The organism is Nocardia sp. NPDC051787, from assembly GCF_040681325.1.
Classification (GTDB): Bacteria; Actinomycetota; Actinomycetes; order Mycobacteriales; family Mycobacteriaceae; genus Nocardia.
The window spans coordinates 36,483-51,823 of the sequence record NZ_JBFAYO010000011.1 but is presented as its reverse complement, the minus strand read 5'-3'; the positions used below and the strand labels follow the sequence as shown (position 1 = coordinate 51,823).

Sequence of the window (15,341 nt, the reverse complement as noted above, 5' to 3'; positions counted from 1 at the left end):
CGGCACGGGTCCGCCGAATCCGGCGCGGATCCGCCCGGCACGCCGATCGACGCGGGCATCGAATCCCGGGTGAACCTGCGCCCATGGTCGGCCGCCGTCGACGCGACCGCGTCGGAGCCTTCTCCTGCGCATGGAAGGCGCGGCATTCCGGGCTGAAAACAAAATAAGGCGGAGTCTTCGGTGGATGAGGGACACCGAACACTCCGCCTATGCCAGTAGCCTACCGGCGATCCGAGACCCGACCCGGAATCCATAAGTAATTCTCAGCTTCCGGCATTTTGTACCCCGGATATTCCCCCTAATCGCGCGAGCGCGGTGGCGTCCGCCATCACCAGATCTCCGTTGATCGCGATCGCGGCGGTCGAGCCCGCACCCGCCGCCGAGATCACCTGGGCTCCCGGGTTGGCGACGTTGCCAGCGGCCCAGACACCAGGAACGCTGGTGCGCCCCGCCGGGTCGGTGACCACCCAGCCGCTGTCGTCGAACGCGCAGCCCAGCGCGACGAGCACGGCGTCATGGGCGCGGAAGGCCGGGGCGACGAACATCGCCGTCCGCGGCACCGTCCGCCCGTCGGACAGTTCCACCCCGCGCAGTGTGTCGTCCACGACGAACCGGACGCCGCGCTCTGGCCAGGACCAGCGCCGCGGACAGTCCCGCCGCGCCGCCACCCACGATCACCACGTCGTACGTCCTGCTCATGCCTGCGCCGCGCGGTCGCTCGGCTCCGGCACGAGAGTGCTCGGCTCGGTCCATATCTCGCTCGCTCATCCGCGATCACCTCCACCGGCAGGTTGCCGTCCCGTCCGCTTATCCGGCAACTAACGTTGCCGATTTCGGGAAAACGCGGTGCACTGGTGACATGTCCACGCAACCCGCCGTCACCCAAGCACTCGCCGACATCGGCCCGCGGCTCAAGGCCCTGCGCACCCGCCGCAACGTCACCCTCACCGCGCTGGCGGAAAGCACGGGGATCTCCAAGAGCACGCTGTCGCGGTTGGAGTCCGGGCAGCGCAAAGCCAGTTTGGAGCTGCTGTTACCCATCGCGATGGCCCACCAGGTGCCCTTGGACGAACTGGTGGCCGCGCCGAAGATCGCCGATCCGCGGGTGCACCTCGCGGCGCGAAAGATGAACGGGCTCACCATCGTCCCGCTCACTCGGCAGCCTGGGCCGCTGCAGGCGTTCAAGATCATCATCCCGCCCGATCGCGGCGAGCCGGACCCGAAGGTGCACGAGGGTTTCGAGTGGCTCTACGTGCTGTCCGGACGGCTCCGCCTGGTGCTCGGCGAGCACGATCTGGTGCTCGGGCCGGGCGAGGCGGCGGAATTCGACACCCGCCAACCGCATTGGTTCGCCAGCGCGGGCCGCGGCCCGGTGGAAATCCTCAGCCTTTTCGGCTCCCAGGGTGAACGAATGCACCTTCGTGCCCGCTCGGCCGGACGGAAACGCGAGTAATCCGATAATGTCCCGAATGTCCGATATTGCCCGGACCGCGGAAAATCGGGACCCTGGAGAAGGTGGATACTCCCAGCGCCCCTCCTCCAGTGAATCCCGAGGAAAAACCAGGGTTTTCCCGGTTGCCGAACGGGTCTCGGCTGGGGATTCTAGGAGGGGTGAACCCCCCGCTCGAAACCCTGCCGACGCACGGCCCCGAACCCCGGCTGCCGATCCTGTCCCCCGGCACCCTGCACGACCTACGGGGACACGCCATCGAGGAGTTGCGGTACCCGGCATCGGCGGCGCTGATCGTCGCGGGCGTTCCCGGCGCGGGCAAGAGCACCGCGCTGCGCAAGTTCTTCAGCGCCGCGTCCGATGCCGTTGCTCCCTCATGCGGTCCCGATGGCGCGCTGGTGCTCGACTCGATGCAGGCGCGAAACCGCTTGCGTCCCAGGCTGTGGTGGCTGCCCTATCTGCTGTGGCGCCCGGTGGTGCATATCGCGCACTTCCGTGCGATCCGCACGGCGTTACGCGACAGCACCGGTCCGGTCGTGATCCACGATTGCGCGACCTTCCGCTGGACACGCACGCTGATCGCGCGCTGGGCGGCGGGTTACGACCGCGAACTGCACCTGCTCATGCTCGACGTACCCGCCGCCGTGGCGCGGGCGGGCCAGTACGCCCGCGGGCGCCGGATCAATCGCGTGGCCTTTTCGATCCACGTGCGGCGCTGGCGTCAGCTGATGCGCCAGATCGCGACCTCGCACGATACGACCACCGGCGCATCGCGTTCGGTGGTCATCGTCGACCGCGCGGCGGTCAACCGGATCCGTCGCGTGGTCTTCGCCTCTTGATGGGCGCTGTCGGACGTAGTCCGTCATCAGCCCGCGCATGGCCGGAGCGAAGGCGGAGGTACGCCGTGACCGCCAACTCGCTTGTCGCGTCAGGGAACCAGTACGGTGAGCGCCGCGGGGACCGCACGGATGGTGATCGGCAGGGTGCCGGCCGGTTCGCCGTCGGCCGTCGCGGGCGCGCCCGGCGCGCTGAGCGTGACGGCCGCGGCACGGTACTGCTTCACCTCCGGATGGTTCTGGCGCTTGCCCGCCGACAGCGCGGGCAGCAGGCGCAGCATCTCCCTGCGCGACAGCGCGCCGACCACGGTCAGGTCGAGCAGTCCGTCGTCCATGAGCGCGTCCGGGCAGATCAACATGCCGCCGCCATAGGTGCGAGTGTTGCCGACCGCGACCATGACGGCCTCGGTCGCCAACCGGGCACCCACGCCGGGATTGGTCAGCCCCTCGGTGACCGCACCGGTCAGCTCGACGCGGTAGGGCACGGTGAAACGTCCGGATATCTCGGCCAGCGCCGCGACGGTGTAGCGCAGTCTGCCTTTCGGCCACCGCATGTCGTTGGCGCGCAAAGTGACTCGCGCGTCGAATCCGGTGCCCGTCACGGTGGCGAACCACATCGGCGCGCCGGAACCGGTGGACTCGATCCGACCCAGATCGATGGTCCTGGTCCGCCCGCGCAATACGACATCGGCCGCGGCGATCGGGTCGTCGGTCGGCACGCCGAGTTCCCTGGCCAGATCGTTGCCGGTACCCGCGGGGATCATGCCGAGCGCGACGCCGGTCTCCGCGACAGCCGCGAGGGTCACGTTGATCAGCCCGTCGCCGCCGATGCAGACCACGGCGTCCGGCTTCGCATCGCTGCCGCCCCCGATGGAATCCCGAACCTGCCGGACGGATTCGGCAGCCGACCCACCGCACACCTCGGTCACCTCGACGCCGCCGGCACGGAACCGGGCGATCGCGGCGTTCGCGGCGTCGCCGCCCTTGCCGTGCCCGGACCGCGGATTGGTCACTACGGTGACTGCCCGCACGGGCGAATACTCGGTCACGGCACCAGCTTTCCGGGGTTCAGGATGCCCTCCGGGTCGAGCTCGGCCTTCACCGCGCGCAGCACGCGCACGCCGAGATCGCCGACCTCGTCCGGCAGCCATGGACGGTGATCGGTGCCGACCGCATGATGGTGGGTGATGGTGCCGCCCGCCGCGACGATAGCGTCGCCCGCCGCGCGTTTGGCGGCCAGCCACTGGCCGAGCGGGTCGTCCAGCTGCTTGGCGACGACGGTGAAGTACAGCGACGCGCCGGTCGGATAGGTGTGCGAGATGTGGCACATGACCAGTGCGGGCGTCCCTTGCTCGCCCAGCGCGCCGGTCAGCGCCGCGGTCACCGCCGCCTTCAGCGCCGCCAGGTTCGACCAAGTGGTTGCGGTCTCGAGTGTCTCGCACAGCACGCCGACGTCCAGGAGTGCGTCACGGAGGTATGGCGCGGCGAATCGACCGTGCTCCCATTCCCGCGACGGTTCCTCGCCCAGCGGTGTGCCGCCCGCGGCGGCAAGCAGCTCGCCCGCCTCCGCGCTGCGCGCCGCGACATGCGCCGCGCTGCCCTCGAAGGTGGTGATGGCCAAGCAGCCCGCGACCTGACTCCCGCCGATATCACCGGAGCGGGCCAGGTTGATCCCGGTCTCCGCCTCGTCGGACAGCCGCAGCACGGTCGGTGCCGCGCCGGCCTGCACCACCGAACGCAGCGCGGCGGCACCGGTTTCGAAGTCGGGAAACGACCACGCTTGGTGGGCAACGGTTTCCGGGACCGGATGCACCCGCAGGGTGACCTCGGTGATGACGCCCAGCGTTCCCTCCGAACCGGCGAACAGTTCGCGCAGGTCCGGTCCGGCGGCCGAGGCCGGGGCGTGACCGAGTTCCAGCGTGCCGCTTGGCGTGGCGATCTTCAGCCGCTGCACCATGTCGTCGAAGCGGCCGTAGCCCGCGGACGCCTGTCCGGACGACCGCGTCGCCGCGAAGCCGCCGATCGTGGCGAACTCGAAGCTCTGCGGGAAGTGGCCGAGCGAGAGGCCGTGTTCGGCGAGGAGTTCCTCCGCGCGCGGACCGGCGAGTCCAGCACCGAGTGTCGCGGTGCCGCTGATCGGGTCGATGTCGGTCACGCGATCGAGCCTGCGCAGGTCCAGTGCGATCACGGCGTCGAAACGGCCGCGCACGGGATCGACGCCGCCGACCACGCTGGTGCCGCCGCCGAACGGAACCACCGCGACGGCGTGCTCCGCGCAGTAGGCGAGCACGGCGAGCACCTGGTCGTGATCGGCGGGGAAGACGACGGCATCGGGCGCGTCCTGCGGACCTTCGGCGCGGCGGCGCAGCAGATCGGGCGTGCTCTTGCCACCGGCGTGCCGCAACCGGTCGCGGTGGTCGGCGGACACGTTGCCGGTGCCGACCACCTCGGCCAATCCGGCTCGCCGGGCGGGGGTCAGCGCCGATTCGCGCAGTGGCACGTCGCCCTCATCGCGGCGCGCCACCGGATTGCCGGAGACCCCGAAGACCTGCATGAGCAGGGTGCGGATTCGCTCCGGAAGTTGCTGGTGTCCAGCCGGAACTCCCCAGGCATCCCAGACCATACTCGTCGCGGACCCGCTCATGCCGCGCCAGCGGTTGTGTCCATTGGTCGCTCGCTGCTCCATGCGTTACAGTTTGACATAGACTGTCAAGCAGTAACGAGCATTCGGCTTATTCACCCTGTTCGGTGGCCCCCACCGACGAATCGACCCCGGTGGTGACCTTGACCGCTCCCGACGACTCCGCCGAGAACGCGCTCTCGGCGACCGACCTCGCGATCTTGGACGCGGCCCGCGCCTGCGTGCAGGAGTTCGGCGTGCGCCGCACCACGCTCACCGAGGTGGCGCGGCGGGCGGGTGTCAGCAGGCCGACCGTCTACCGCCGCTGGCCGGATACCGGCGCGCTGGTGGCCGAGCTGCTGGTGCGTGAGCTGCGCGGCATCGTCGCGGCGACCATGCCGTCGGCGGGCAGCGCTCGCACCAGGCTGGTCGAAGGCCTGGTCGCGGGCGCGGCGACGGTCCGGTCGAATCCGCTGTTCGGCAAGATCTTCCGCACCGACACCGATCTCATGCTCACCTACGTGTTCGGCCGGCTCGGGCGCAACCAGCGCGCGCTGATCGAGCTGTTCGCGGCGGGCATTCGGGAAGGCCAGCAGGACGGCTCCATCCGCGATGGCGACCCGGAACGGATGGCCACAATGCTGCTGCTGATCGCCCAGTCGGCGGTGCAATCGGCGGGCACCGTCGCGCCGTTGCTGGCGGGCGAACACCTCGACACCGAACTCCGTCGCGCGATCGACGGGTACCTCGATGACCGCGCCGACGGCGGCAACCGGAAGCAGCCGCGATGACGGCGCCCTGCTGGATCGGAAAGGCCTTGCGATGACCAGGAATTCGCGGCACACCGGCGACTCCGCACTGAACGCCGCCCGCCGCGCCGCGGACCTGTCCCGGCTCGGCGACGGCGCCGAGATCGACGTGCTGGTCATCGGCGGCGGCGTCACCGGCGCGGGCGCCGCGCTCGACGCGGCCGCCCGCGGCCTGCGAACCGTGCTGGTGGAACGCCACGATCTGGCCTTCGGCACCAGCCGCTGGAGTTCCAAGCTGGTGCACGGCGGGCTGCGCTACCTGGCCAGTGGCCGGGTCGGCATCGCGCACGAGAGCGCGGTGGAACGCGGGATCCTCATGCGCACCACGGCGCCACATCTGGTGCGCCCGCTGCCCCAGCTAGTGCCGCTGCTGCCCGGCGTCGGCGCGGCCCACGCCGCGCTGGTGCGGGCCGGTTTCCTGGCGGGCGACCTGCTGCGGCGCGGCGCGGGAACCCCGGCGGCGATCCTGCCCCGCTCCCGGCGCGTCGCCGCCGCGGAGGCGTTGCGGCTGGCGCCGACCGTGCGCCGCGCGGGGCTGCGCGGCGGGTTGCAGGCTTGGGACGGGCAGCTCGTCGACGACGCGCGCTTGGTCGTGGCCCTCGCGCGCACCGCGGCGGCGCACGGCGCGCGAGTCATCACGTATACCGAAGCCCTTGACGTCACCGGCGATTCGGCGACCTTGCGCGACACCCGGACCGGCGAGACCCTCGCCGTGCGGCCACGCACCGTGGTGAACGCCACTGGCGTCTGGGCCGACCAGGTCGATCCGAGCATCCAGCTGCGCCCGAGCCGGGGGACCCACCTGGTGTTCTCCGCGGCGTCCTTCGGCGGCCTCGCCGCCGCGCTGACCGTACCGGTGCCCGGCAGCACCAGCCGTTTCGTCTTCGCGTTCCCCGCCGCGCACGACCGGGTCTACCTCGGCCTGACCGACGAGGACGCGCCGGGACCGGTGCCCGACGAGCCGAAGCCGACCGACGCCGAGATCGACTTCCTGCTCGACACCATCAACCCCGCCCTGCGTGAGCCCTTGACGCGCGAAGACATTCGCGGCTCGTACGCGGGCCTGCGGCCGCTGTTGCAGACCGCCGGCGACAACACGGCCGACATCTCACGCAAGCACGCGGTACTGCGCTCCCCCACCGGCGTCGTGACTATCGTCGGCGGCAAGCTCACCACCTACCGGAAGATGGCCGAAGATGCCGTCGACGCGGCCGTCGCGCAGGGCGGGCTCACCGCCGGGCCATGCCGCACCCGGGAGATTCCTCTGGTCGGCGCGGTTTCCGGAGCGGCGCGCGACCGCATCGACGCCCCGCCGGTGTTGATCGACCGCTACGGCAGCGAGGCGACCATCGTGCTGGCGGCGGCGCGCCATGATCCAGCGCTCGCCGAGCCGGTGGCCCCCGGAATCGACGTGCTCGCCGCTGAATTCGCGTTCGCGGTGTCCCACGAGGGCGCGCTCGACGCGGACGATCTGCTGGACCGGCGCACCCGCATCGGCCTGGTCGCCGAGGACCGGGCGGCCGCAGCCACGGCCGCCGCTGTCGCACTTGCCGCCATCAGCTAGGACGGTCTTCGCGACGCGGGCGAATTGCTCCTTTTGACGCAGTGACCTCCGTCATTACTCGGCGGTCTCCGGCGCTATTCGGCGCTGATCGGCCGGCAATCCATGCAACGCGGAAGCAGCCCTGGCTCAGGGACCGCCGGGGTATTCGGTTCGCGGGCGGGTCAGTCGATCGCCCACGCGGACAACTCCGCTCGCATGCACGCGCGTGGCCAGCGATCGAGGCCGTGGGCGCGTTCGGCGGCGCGCAGCGCGCGCAGGCCGGGTGTCTCCTCATCCGCGGACAGGCAGCGGAAGCCGAGCCGCTCGTAATATGGCCCGTTCCAGGCGACCTCGGTGAACGTGGTCAACGTCAGCGCACGGATGCCCTGGTCGGCGGCCCAGCGTGCGGCTCGGTCGATGAGGCGCTTGCCGATGCGTCGCCCGGCGTAGCCGGGGTGCACCGAGACCTGGTCTATGTGCGCATTTCCGTCGATCACCCCGACGATCAGGTAGCCGATCGGCCGATCGTCCTCGGCCCAGACCCAGGCGCGTCCGGCCTCCTGGAACTCGCGCAGCGTTTCCAGCGAGGGAGGTTCGTCATCGGCCACCACCGTCATGCCGATCTCCGCGAACGGTTTGCCCGCCGCGCGCTCGATGTCCTGAAGCGCAGGGAGGTCACGGGTCGTCGCAGGCCGAATCACCGGGTCATTGTGGACCGGCGGGCACGACCGGAGCCAGTGTATTAGTCGGCCCGCGTGGCGAGGATGCCGTTGAGCAGCACCCGGACCGCCCATGCCGCGCGGGCGTCACCGCCGCCGGACAGCATGGTGTCGCGCATGGCCACGATGGTCGGGTACCGGTCCGCGGGCAGCTGGGCGAAGCACCGCGCGACGTCGGCGAGGTAGTCGCGCTCGGTGCCGCCGCTGGTGTCGTGCACGCTCTGCTCGGCGGCCGACGCGGTGATGTGCAGGTAGAGCAGGTCCACCGCCCAGGACGCGGTGCGGCCGTCCAGTCCCGCCTCGGTGAGCGCTCGGAGCATCAGCTCCATGAGCCGCAGCGCGTTCGGGCTGGTCGGGATCGTGCCGAGCGCGACGAGCGCCAATCCTTCGTGCCTGCTCATCGCCGCGACCGTGGCGTCGACGAGCTGGGTGAGCCGGTCGCGCCAGCTCGCCCCGACCGGCTCGGGAACCGTGCCGAGGACATGGTCGAGCATGGCGGCCATCAGATCGTCGCGGTTGGCGACGTAGACGTAGAGCGAAGCCGCTCCGGTATCCAGGTCCTGAGCGACCCGGCGCATAGTGAGCGCCGCCGCGCCGTCCCGGTCCAGGATGCGCAGGCCGGTCTCGACGATCACCTCGCGACTCAACGGAGCTTTGGCCGGGCGTGCCCGGCGGCTGACACCTGCCGCGCTCATCCGTTCGCCTCGCTGCCGGTCGGCTCCGGCATATCCGTATTCTGGCTCGTTCGCCCACTCATTGCGCCCGAGCATAGCCGCAGACGAACGCTGTTTGACACGATCAGCGTTCGTGTCAACTGCCCGGCGGCACTCCGCAGGTGGCGGGCAGGACGCTGCCGCGGTGCGATAACCAGGTTCGACTACCGTGGGGTCCAGCATTCGCCATTGATGATAAGCGCCCGGCCCTCTGTCCCACTCAACTTCGGTCGCACCGCACCCTCCGGGACTCCGAGACACATGAGCGATGCGGTCGGCACAACCCAGTCGTAGCCTTCGGTGAGACCGCCCTGGGTCATTTCGAACGGCTTTCCTCCGGGCGCGGTGATGGTCATCGATTCCCGGCCGGTTTCGGCGATGTAGTCCAGCCGGTAGGTCCACCGGCAGTGTCCTTCGGTGATTCTCGTGGTGAACGCGATCGTATTCTTCTCCCCTTTGGGCAGCGTGATGCGCTTGTTGGCGAAGAAGTCGAGGACATCGACACGCTCGCCTTTGTCGTCGACACCGCTCCGGTCGAACACCGGATGCTCGCTTGCCACATCGGTAACCAGAACGAGCTTGTCCGTTTCTCCTTCGAGGTGCTCGTCCATGAAGCCGTATCCGGATACCAGCGGGGCCCCACATGGTTGGACGAGCACCGGTACGATATCCACGATCTCCACGGCGCTGGTCCGGTTGGCCAAAAGTGTCACTTCCCAGGTCATGGACGATGCTGCGACGGCACCGTGTTCACGCAGCCAAACCATGCGCGGCTCGTTCGTCATCCGAGTGAGGTAGGGCGTCGGGTCGACGCCGGCGGGCAGCACCCAATTGCTCGCCGGATCATCGACCTCGGTCATATCGACGACTTTGATGTCTGTGCCGTACTTTTCGGATTCGCTGGTGAGCCAACTCTTGATCTGGTCGTTCGCAAAAGCACCGACAGCGCCGCCAACCACGAAGAAAGCGAACAGCCAGGTGAGTGCACGTCTCCACCATGGTTTGCTCTCTGCGGACGACGGCGGCGAGGCAGGCTGCTCTGCTGCGCGTTGCCGCGACTGCCGACGAGGGGAATGGCGCAGAGGCTTCCCGCGCTGTGGCCTTATGCCGGGGCGCGGATTCGGCTGCCGCGGAGTCATGGTGTTCGGATGATCGAAGTCCCCATGCAAGGGAAGTTTACGAGACCAGCCCCTCGGCCGCACCCCACCAGATTTGGGGTGGTTAACCAATTTCCCTCTCCGCCAACGTCTCTGGCGCAGAGTCGCCCGCGCGACAACTCAGCGACAAGCACCGGACCATACGGAGCGTGGGTGAGCTTCGGCTCTTGCTGCTCGGCCGGCTCTACCTACCGCCGTCCATCGACTACGTGGTCGCCGAGCAAGGCGGCCGTGCGTTGTCCAGCCAGCCCCGCCGCTCGCCCCTGGGCGGTCGGCCCGACCCGCCGCAGAACGGTTGTCACCACAACCTTCGCAGCCGTCGTCACGGCCGAATGACACCGCGAATAGTTGCTCGCCGCACCCTGACAGCCGGATGCAGCGCACCGCTCCCCCGTATGGACCGCCACCTCGGCGCCGCGAAATCACCAGCAGTGACATCAGGTGGTGAGGTTAGCTGCGCCGATCACGATCGACACCGACTGTGGCGAAACCGGGAGCGCCGACAGCCGCGCACGACAACGAGCGGCAGTGTCTTCCTTGCGCCGCGATGTCGCGCCAACGCCAGTGCGGGTCCGCCGACGTGAGTGACGTACATCATATTTCGGGTTGGCGCGCATGCCCGGGGTAAGGGTGCGGCTGTAACCACAATGCCCAGTTCAGAGCGGTCGCGACACCGCTGACGCCGGTGGCCGGAAAGCGGCTGACAGCAGGGAATTCGACCAGCGAACGCCACTGATGGAGGGGGCTCGGCACCCACCCGGCGAGACTTCGGCTCTCCGGTTCGGCTTACGCCGACGCTCTATGCTGGCTCAGGTATGCCGGTAGTGCGCCGGGAAGGAGGGCGCGGGTGCGCAGTAAACCGCCCACCGTGGGTATCGCACCGGGCGACGGCCTGGTCGCCCGTTTCGGCGCGGTCGTCGCCTACTTGGGCGACGAGACCGCTTCCACGGACCGAATACTCGGCACCATCGAGGCCGTGGCCGATGTGGAATATCCCGGCGCGGCGCTGGCCAAACGTCTCGCCGCGGTGATCTTCGGCGGCACGGCGCAGACACCGCCGTTCGGTGTGGTCGCGCCAACCGACGACGGAACGCTGATCCTGCTGCGCGGACCGGTCACTGCCGAGATCCACGGCGCGGAAGGCGTCCGCCGCTTGGACGGCGGACGCGCGTTCACCTGGGTGGACGAGATCGTCCGCGAGCCGGTGCGCCGCATCACGATCGGCTCGAGCACCGGCGAGCCGCTGACGGCGCTGCCGCGCACCGATCTGCGGACGGGCGTGGTCCCTGGCGGCGAGTTCGTCTGGAACGCCACGCTTCGGCGCGCCGGAATGGCCGCCGCGCCGCGCCCATCCGAGTCCGCTGCGCCGCGCCCATCCGAGTCCGCCGAGCGGTCCACGTCCGCCGGGCGTCCCGCGCAGGCCGAACCCGAGCCCACGGCTGCGACCGGATTCTCGGCGATGCCCGAACCGACCGGCGCGTCCGACGCTCTCGCACCGGCTCCCCCAGCCGCCCGGCCGACCGCATCGGCACGCCCACTAGCCAAACCGCGGCCACCCCGGCCGGTCGCGGATCGCCCACTGGCCTGGTCCCAGTTGCAGCCCGCGGCGCACCACCCGGACGAGCCCGTCGCCCTTCGCAAAACAGCCGAGAACGGCGGAACCCGCGTCTTGCGTCCGACCGCCCTCGCGACCGAAACCGCCCCCGGCGCATTGATCACCGAAGACGGCACGGCCTATCCGCTGGACCGCCCCTACGTCATCGGACGCGGCCCGCAGGTGGACGAATCCGTGCGCGCCGCCACCGCCGCTCCCCTCGTCGTCCAGCGCGACCGCCACGTCTCCCGGGTCCACGCCTACGTCTCGGTCGACGGCGGCAAGGTCTACGTCCGCGACGCCGCCGCCACCTCGGGCACCTTCATCGCCGCCCCCGACACCGACCAATGGACCCGCATAACCACCTCCCCCACCGAACTCCAACCCGGCTGGCGCGTCCGCATCAGCGAGCGAATCCTTACCTATCGCAGCGACGACAATTGACCTTCAGCGGCGCAGCAGCAGTTCCCTCAACTGCGAGTATGAGCAGCGGGCGGTTGCGAGTACGGACCTCGTTACCGCTGGACATTGGCCGTGGAAACGTATTCGGCATACGGAGTAGCCAGAGGCCAGAGCCGTTCTTTTGCAACCAGCGGTGATAGTCCGAATGCGGGACCGTGGCCACCCCGTACCCGGCTCATGGTGATACCCTGCCCCGTCGCCGTCGCCGTCGCCGTCGCAATGAGGTCGAGCCAATCGCTCTTGTCGTAGCCGCCGACCGGCTCCGGTTCGCCATTGAGAAATCGACGGAACGGTTCGGACTCCTCCGGTTCCACGTAGGTGTCCCGAACTTCCAGATGAAACTCTGACGTGCGCGCTTCTTCGAACAGCTCCATGCACCGATCATTCGACCGAAATTCCACCGTGGTATACCTCTCAGCCTTCAGGATCACGCCCGGTGTCCGTTATCTATGCGCCGACAACGTGGTCGGCACAGCGACCCGAGCTCAGATCCAAAGAGCGTGTCGTGCGGGACTATGAACGCCGCCGCTCGAGCGCTGCCCTGATCAAATCCCTGGCTTTATCACCGGTCACGGACTGCCTGGCAAGCGTTTCGAAAGCCCGTCCGTAGACCGCTATCTCGCGCGGTTGCGTGATGGTCAGCTCGGCCGCTGTTCCTTCCACCATGACGAGTCGGTTGTCGAACATGACGAAGTTGGTTGACACCACCAGCGCCTCAGCCGTCGCCGCGACTATGCCGAGCGCGACGCGCGGCATGCCGATTATCGAGGCGAGCCGGTCGAGCTGGCCGATCATGATGTCATCGCTGCCAACTGTCGCGTACAGCGCCTGCTCTGCGATGAGAAAGTGAAACCGGTGGTCACGCTGATAGAGGATGCGTTGCCGCTCCATCCGTTTCGACACGGCTTCGTCCAAGTCGTCGGGTACCTGGTGGAACTCCATGCCTCGCCTCAGCTTGGCTTCGGCGTATTCCGCGGTCTGCAGAAGACCGGGGACGATCTGAGGTTGGTAGTCGCGGATGAACGTTGCTTCAGCTTCGAGCTTCAGGGACTTCTGTTGTCGGCGCTTGAGCCCGGTGCCGAGCACCTTCCGCCATTCGAGGTAGGCCGTTTCGATGTTGTGCCGCGTCGCCAGCAGGTCTGGTAGTTGGTCCTCGGCACCGGTGTGGGCGCAGTACGCCCGGATATCGTCATCGGACGGCTTGATCCGCCCGTATTCGATCTTCGACACCTTGGTTTGGTGCCAGCCTGACAGCTCGGCCAGCTTCCTGCCGGTGAGCCCTGCCGAACGGCGAAGCTCCCGGAGCCGTGCCCCGAGAGCTTCCCGAGCGTCGTGAACGCTGTCGGTCACTGCTTGACATACTCCGCGTACGGTGTTGCCAGCTCCCAGAGCCGTTCGCGTACACCTTGGCAGTACTCGACAATCCGAGTATCGGTGGTTACCGCTAGGCCCGCTGGCTTCTCGTGCTCGTTGACCAAGTTGTAGACAACACGGTCGTTGTCCAGGAGCCACCAATCATCTGGTGGGACCTCTCCGGCGACATGCCGAGGTACGTACCGTATGCCTTCCCCAGCTTCCACATTGCTACCGGTGACGGACAACAGCCAGCGGTGATAGTCAGTGAGCGGCTCGGTTACCACTCGTACCCGACTCACCGTTACGCCCCGGCCGACAGTTTCCTGTATGAGGTCAACCCACCGGTTCTTGTGCTCGTCTGGCAGCGGTGGCTCACCTTCGAGGAACCGGCGAAACCGGTCCGACTCAGTTGGCACCGCGTATGCGTCCCGAACTTCTAGATGGAATGCTTCGGTCTTGCATCCGCGGAAGAGGCTCACCCAGTCTGGCGGCTCATGCTGAAGGTAGAGCACCGTAGAAAGTCCTCCTGATCCTCGGAACTTCAACCGCTGTCTCGTTCGGCGCTAGATCGAGCCGAGCCAGGATCTCTGGCTCGACGATGGGTCGTCCGGTGAGGGTAAACGTCCCTCGCCCGGTGTCCGTCATCGTCGCGCCGATAAACGTATCCGGCTCAGTGAACCCGAGTAGCAGGTGTGGGATCTCAACTGTTCCAAGCTTGTCGGTTCGCCAGCCCTGGTACCCGTGCGGGTCGATGGCGTACAGAGTCGGACATCCGCCAACGTCTGACCCACCCTTGCCGAGGAACTGTAGGCGCATGTTGTTGCCCCCTGTCTAGTTCTATGCACGAGTATTCCCGCACGATTTCAATGTTCCTCGACGTAGCAAGCTTTGTCAGCTGGAAGCTGAGTTTCTGCAACCTTGTGCATACTTCTGGCGTGGGCCGGTGGACGCTTCGTAGCGTGTGTGACCAGGCACGCGACGCCGGGTGAGCCGCCCCCGGCGTCGGGTGCTCACCAACGGATGAGGAGGGGCAGATGAGACCACGGCCGACGGCGATCGGGTACCTGCGCCGAGATGTTTCCGGTGTGTCCCAGACCTGGGACGAGATCCAAATCCGCAGCCTCGCAAAGCGACTCGGATACGAACTGGCGAAGACCGTGGTGTTCGGGCCCAAGACCGATTGCCCGTTGAGTCGGCTTCTGAACGTGGTCCGACGGATTGATGTCGACGCCGTAATCGTGCCCAATCCCCAGCACTTCGGCGCGGACGTGCCTGCCGAGCTGGTGAAAGTCGTCGACGTGATCACGGTCCAGCCCGAAAACACCTACGCACGCTGGGCATTCGGTTGCACCGATGGCCGGATGCTCTCACCAACCGAACACGATGCCTGGATCAAGACCTTTGGTCGTTGATACCCTCTTGGCCAATTCGGCGGCTGACGCGGGCGATGTACATATACAACAGGTGCGCCGCCAACGACGTGATGCGCCCGCCAGCACGGTGAGTCGCTCCCGCAAGCTCACCCCGACCGCTCCCGGACGGCGCCGAGAACCAGGACATGGCGGCCATCAGCAGCGTTGTTCAGCGATGTTCACGTGCACATGCCCACCGAACGCTTGCGCGATCTTTTCCAGGGTGGTGAGTGTCGGTACCACGTCCCCAGCCTCGAGGCGTGAGATCGCGTGCTGCTTCAGTCCGGAACGTTCGGCTAACTCCACTTGGGTCCACCCCCTTGCTTCTCGCGCTTCCCGCACCATCTTCCCTACCCCGTAGGCAATCTCGGCGTTCCGGTACGCCTGTTGGTATTCAGGGGTTGCCCGCTGTTCGGTTGTACGACGGTCGAATTCTTCTTGCGAAATCATGGAGCGGGTCTCCTTTCTAGAGCGCGATGATGTGCTGATAAGTCCTGTCATGTTCGGTTTCGCAGATTTTCCGCACGTATTTCGCCCGCGAGTTGCGGCCCGAGTTCGGCCAGGAGTCCAGCGCGATGGTCTGCCGCCGCCCGGCTGGCGGCGTCCAGGCGGTACAGAAACTCGACGACTTCCGGTTCCGCGAGGATCTCGTACAACACCCGATCACGAT

At 67.8% G+C, this 15,341-nt stretch carries 18 protein-coding genes; 6 read left to right on the top strand and 12 right to left on the bottom strand.

The genetic code is table 11. The features are described from left to right. Positions 1-263 precede the first annotated feature (263 nt). Both AB0M45_RS14005 and AB0M45_RS14000 read right to left on the bottom strand, forming a co-directional pair. A complete protein-coding gene (locus AB0M45_RS14005) occupies positions 264-605 on the bottom strand; it encodes an FAD-dependent oxidoreductase (protein ID WP_364327540.1) in 342 nt (113 codons plus the stop codon). Further along, on the bottom strand, positions 514-753 hold the full coding sequence (locus AB0M45_RS14000; RefSeq protein ID WP_364327967.1) for an FAD-binding protein: 240 nt from the start codon (positions 751-753) through the stop codon (positions 514-516). Before AB0M45_RS14000 ends, AB0M45_RS14005 begins: the two co-directional genes overlap by 92 nt. Before the next feature lie 106 nt (positions 754-859). Between AB0M45_RS14000 and AB0M45_RS13995 the strand changes: the two genes are divergently transcribed. Together AB0M45_RS13995 and AB0M45_RS13990 are read left to right on the top strand one after the other, a co-directional pair. Next, on the top strand, positions 860-1,453 hold the full coding sequence (locus AB0M45_RS13995) for an XRE family transcriptional regulator (RefSeq protein WP_364327537.1): 594 nt from the start codon (positions 860-862) through the stop codon (positions 1,451-1,453). Between the two features lie 158 nt (positions 1,454-1,611). Then, positions 1,612-2,289 (top strand): AAA family ATPase, encoded by a 678-nt coding sequence (locus AB0M45_RS13990; protein ID WP_364327534.1) that lies wholly within the window; start codon positions 1,612-1,614, stop codon positions 2,287-2,289. Between the two features lie 89 nt (positions 2,290-2,378). Here the strand turns inward: AB0M45_RS13990 and AB0M45_RS13985 are convergent, their stop codons facing one another. Further along, positions 2,379-3,335, bottom strand: a complete 957-nt coding sequence (locus AB0M45_RS13985) for a diacylglycerol kinase (RefSeq protein ID WP_364327531.1) — start codon at positions 3,333-3,335, stop codon at positions 2,379-2,381. Continuing rightward, positions 3,332-4,909, bottom strand: a complete 1,578-nt coding sequence (locus AB0M45_RS13980) for an FAD-binding oxidoreductase (RefSeq protein WP_364327964.1) — start codon at positions 4,907-4,909, stop codon at positions 3,332-3,334. The genes AB0M45_RS13985 and AB0M45_RS13980 overlap by 4 nt, the downstream gene beginning before the upstream one ends. A gap of 125 nt (positions 4,910-5,034) precedes the next feature. Between AB0M45_RS13980 and AB0M45_RS13975 the strand changes: the two genes are divergently transcribed. Continuing rightward, positions 5,035-5,697 carry a helix-turn-helix domain-containing protein gene (locus AB0M45_RS13975; protein WP_364327528.1) on the top strand — a complete coding sequence of 221 codons (663 nt, stop codon included), beginning with the start codon at positions 5,035-5,037 and terminating at the stop codon, positions 5,695-5,697. Positions 5,698-5,728: 31 nt separating this feature from the next. Further along, a complete protein-coding gene (locus tag AB0M45_RS13970) occupies positions 5,729-7,279 on the top strand; it encodes a glycerol-3-phosphate dehydrogenase/oxidase (protein WP_364327961.1) in 1,551 nt (516 codons plus the stop codon). Between the two features lie 161 nt (positions 7,280-7,440). Here AB0M45_RS13970 and AB0M45_RS13965 read toward each other — a convergent pair whose 3' ends face one another. The 3 genes from AB0M45_RS13965 to AB0M45_RS13955 all read right to left on the bottom strand — a co-directional run bounded on the left by AB0M45_RS13965 (position 7,441) and on the right by AB0M45_RS13955 (position 9,649). Beyond that, a complete protein-coding gene (locus AB0M45_RS13965) occupies positions 7,441-7,959 on the bottom strand; it encodes a GNAT family N-acetyltransferase (protein ID WP_364327525.1) in 519 nt (172 codons plus the stop codon). Positions 7,960-8,000: 41 nt separating this feature from the next. Beyond that, positions 8,001-8,672 carry a TetR/AcrR family transcriptional regulator gene (locus AB0M45_RS13960; protein ID WP_364327522.1) on the bottom strand — a complete coding sequence of 224 codons (672 nt, stop codon included), beginning with the start codon at positions 8,670-8,672 and terminating at the stop codon, positions 8,001-8,003. 182 nt (positions 8,673-8,854) lie between these two features. Next, positions 8,855-9,649, bottom strand: coding sequence for a hypothetical protein (locus AB0M45_RS13955; RefSeq protein ID WP_364327520.1), 795 nt, complete (start codon positions 9,647-9,649; stop codon positions 8,855-8,857). A 1,045-nt stretch (positions 9,650-10,694) separates the two neighbouring features. On the opposite strand from AB0M45_RS13955, the gene AB0M45_RS13950 reads away from it, so the two are divergent. Then, positions 10,695-11,885, top strand: a complete 1,191-nt coding sequence (locus AB0M45_RS13950; protein ID WP_364327517.1) for an FHA domain-containing protein — start codon at positions 10,695-10,697, stop codon at positions 11,883-11,885. A gap of 71 nt (positions 11,886-11,956) precedes the next feature. On the opposite strand, the gene AB0M45_RS13945 is transcribed toward AB0M45_RS13950, so the two are convergent. The 3 genes from AB0M45_RS13945 to AB0M45_RS13935 all read right to left on the bottom strand — a co-directional run bounded on the left by AB0M45_RS13945 (position 11,957) and on the right by AB0M45_RS13935 (position 13,771). Next, positions 11,957-12,277, bottom strand: a complete 321-nt coding sequence (locus AB0M45_RS13945; protein ID WP_364327514.1) for a DUF6879 family protein — start codon at positions 12,275-12,277, stop codon at positions 11,957-11,959. A 139-nt stretch (positions 12,278-12,416) separates the two neighbouring features. Continuing rightward, positions 12,417-13,253, bottom strand: a complete 837-nt coding sequence (locus AB0M45_RS13940; RefSeq protein WP_364327511.1) for a helix-turn-helix transcriptional regulator — start codon at positions 13,251-13,253, stop codon at positions 12,417-12,419. Continuing rightward, positions 13,250-13,771, bottom strand: a complete 522-nt coding sequence (locus AB0M45_RS13935; protein WP_364327508.1) for a DUF6879 family protein — start codon at positions 13,769-13,771, stop codon at positions 13,250-13,252. The genes AB0M45_RS13940 and AB0M45_RS13935 overlap by 4 nt, the downstream gene beginning before the upstream one ends. A 573-nt stretch (positions 13,772-14,344) precedes the next feature. Between AB0M45_RS13935 and AB0M45_RS13930 the strand changes: the two genes are divergently transcribed. Further along, a complete protein-coding gene (locus tag AB0M45_RS13930; protein WP_364327505.1) occupies positions 14,345-14,671 on the top strand; it encodes a hypothetical protein in 327 nt (108 codons plus the stop codon). Between the two features lie 156 nt (positions 14,672-14,827). Here AB0M45_RS13930 and AB0M45_RS13925 read toward each other — a convergent pair whose 3' ends face one another. Together AB0M45_RS13925 and AB0M45_RS13920 are read right to left on the bottom strand one after the other, a co-directional pair. Continuing rightward, positions 14,828-15,121 (bottom strand): helix-turn-helix transcriptional regulator, encoded by a 294-nt coding sequence (locus AB0M45_RS13925; RefSeq protein ID WP_364327502.1) that lies wholly within the window; start codon positions 15,119-15,121, stop codon positions 14,828-14,830. A 47-nt stretch (positions 15,122-15,168) separates the two neighbouring features. Continuing rightward, complete coding sequence (locus AB0M45_RS13920; RefSeq protein ID WP_364327499.1) at positions 15,169-15,330, bottom strand: hypothetical protein; 162 nt, start codon at positions 15,328-15,330, stop codon at positions 15,169-15,171. Between the last annotated feature and the right edge of the window lie 11 nt (positions 15,331-15,341).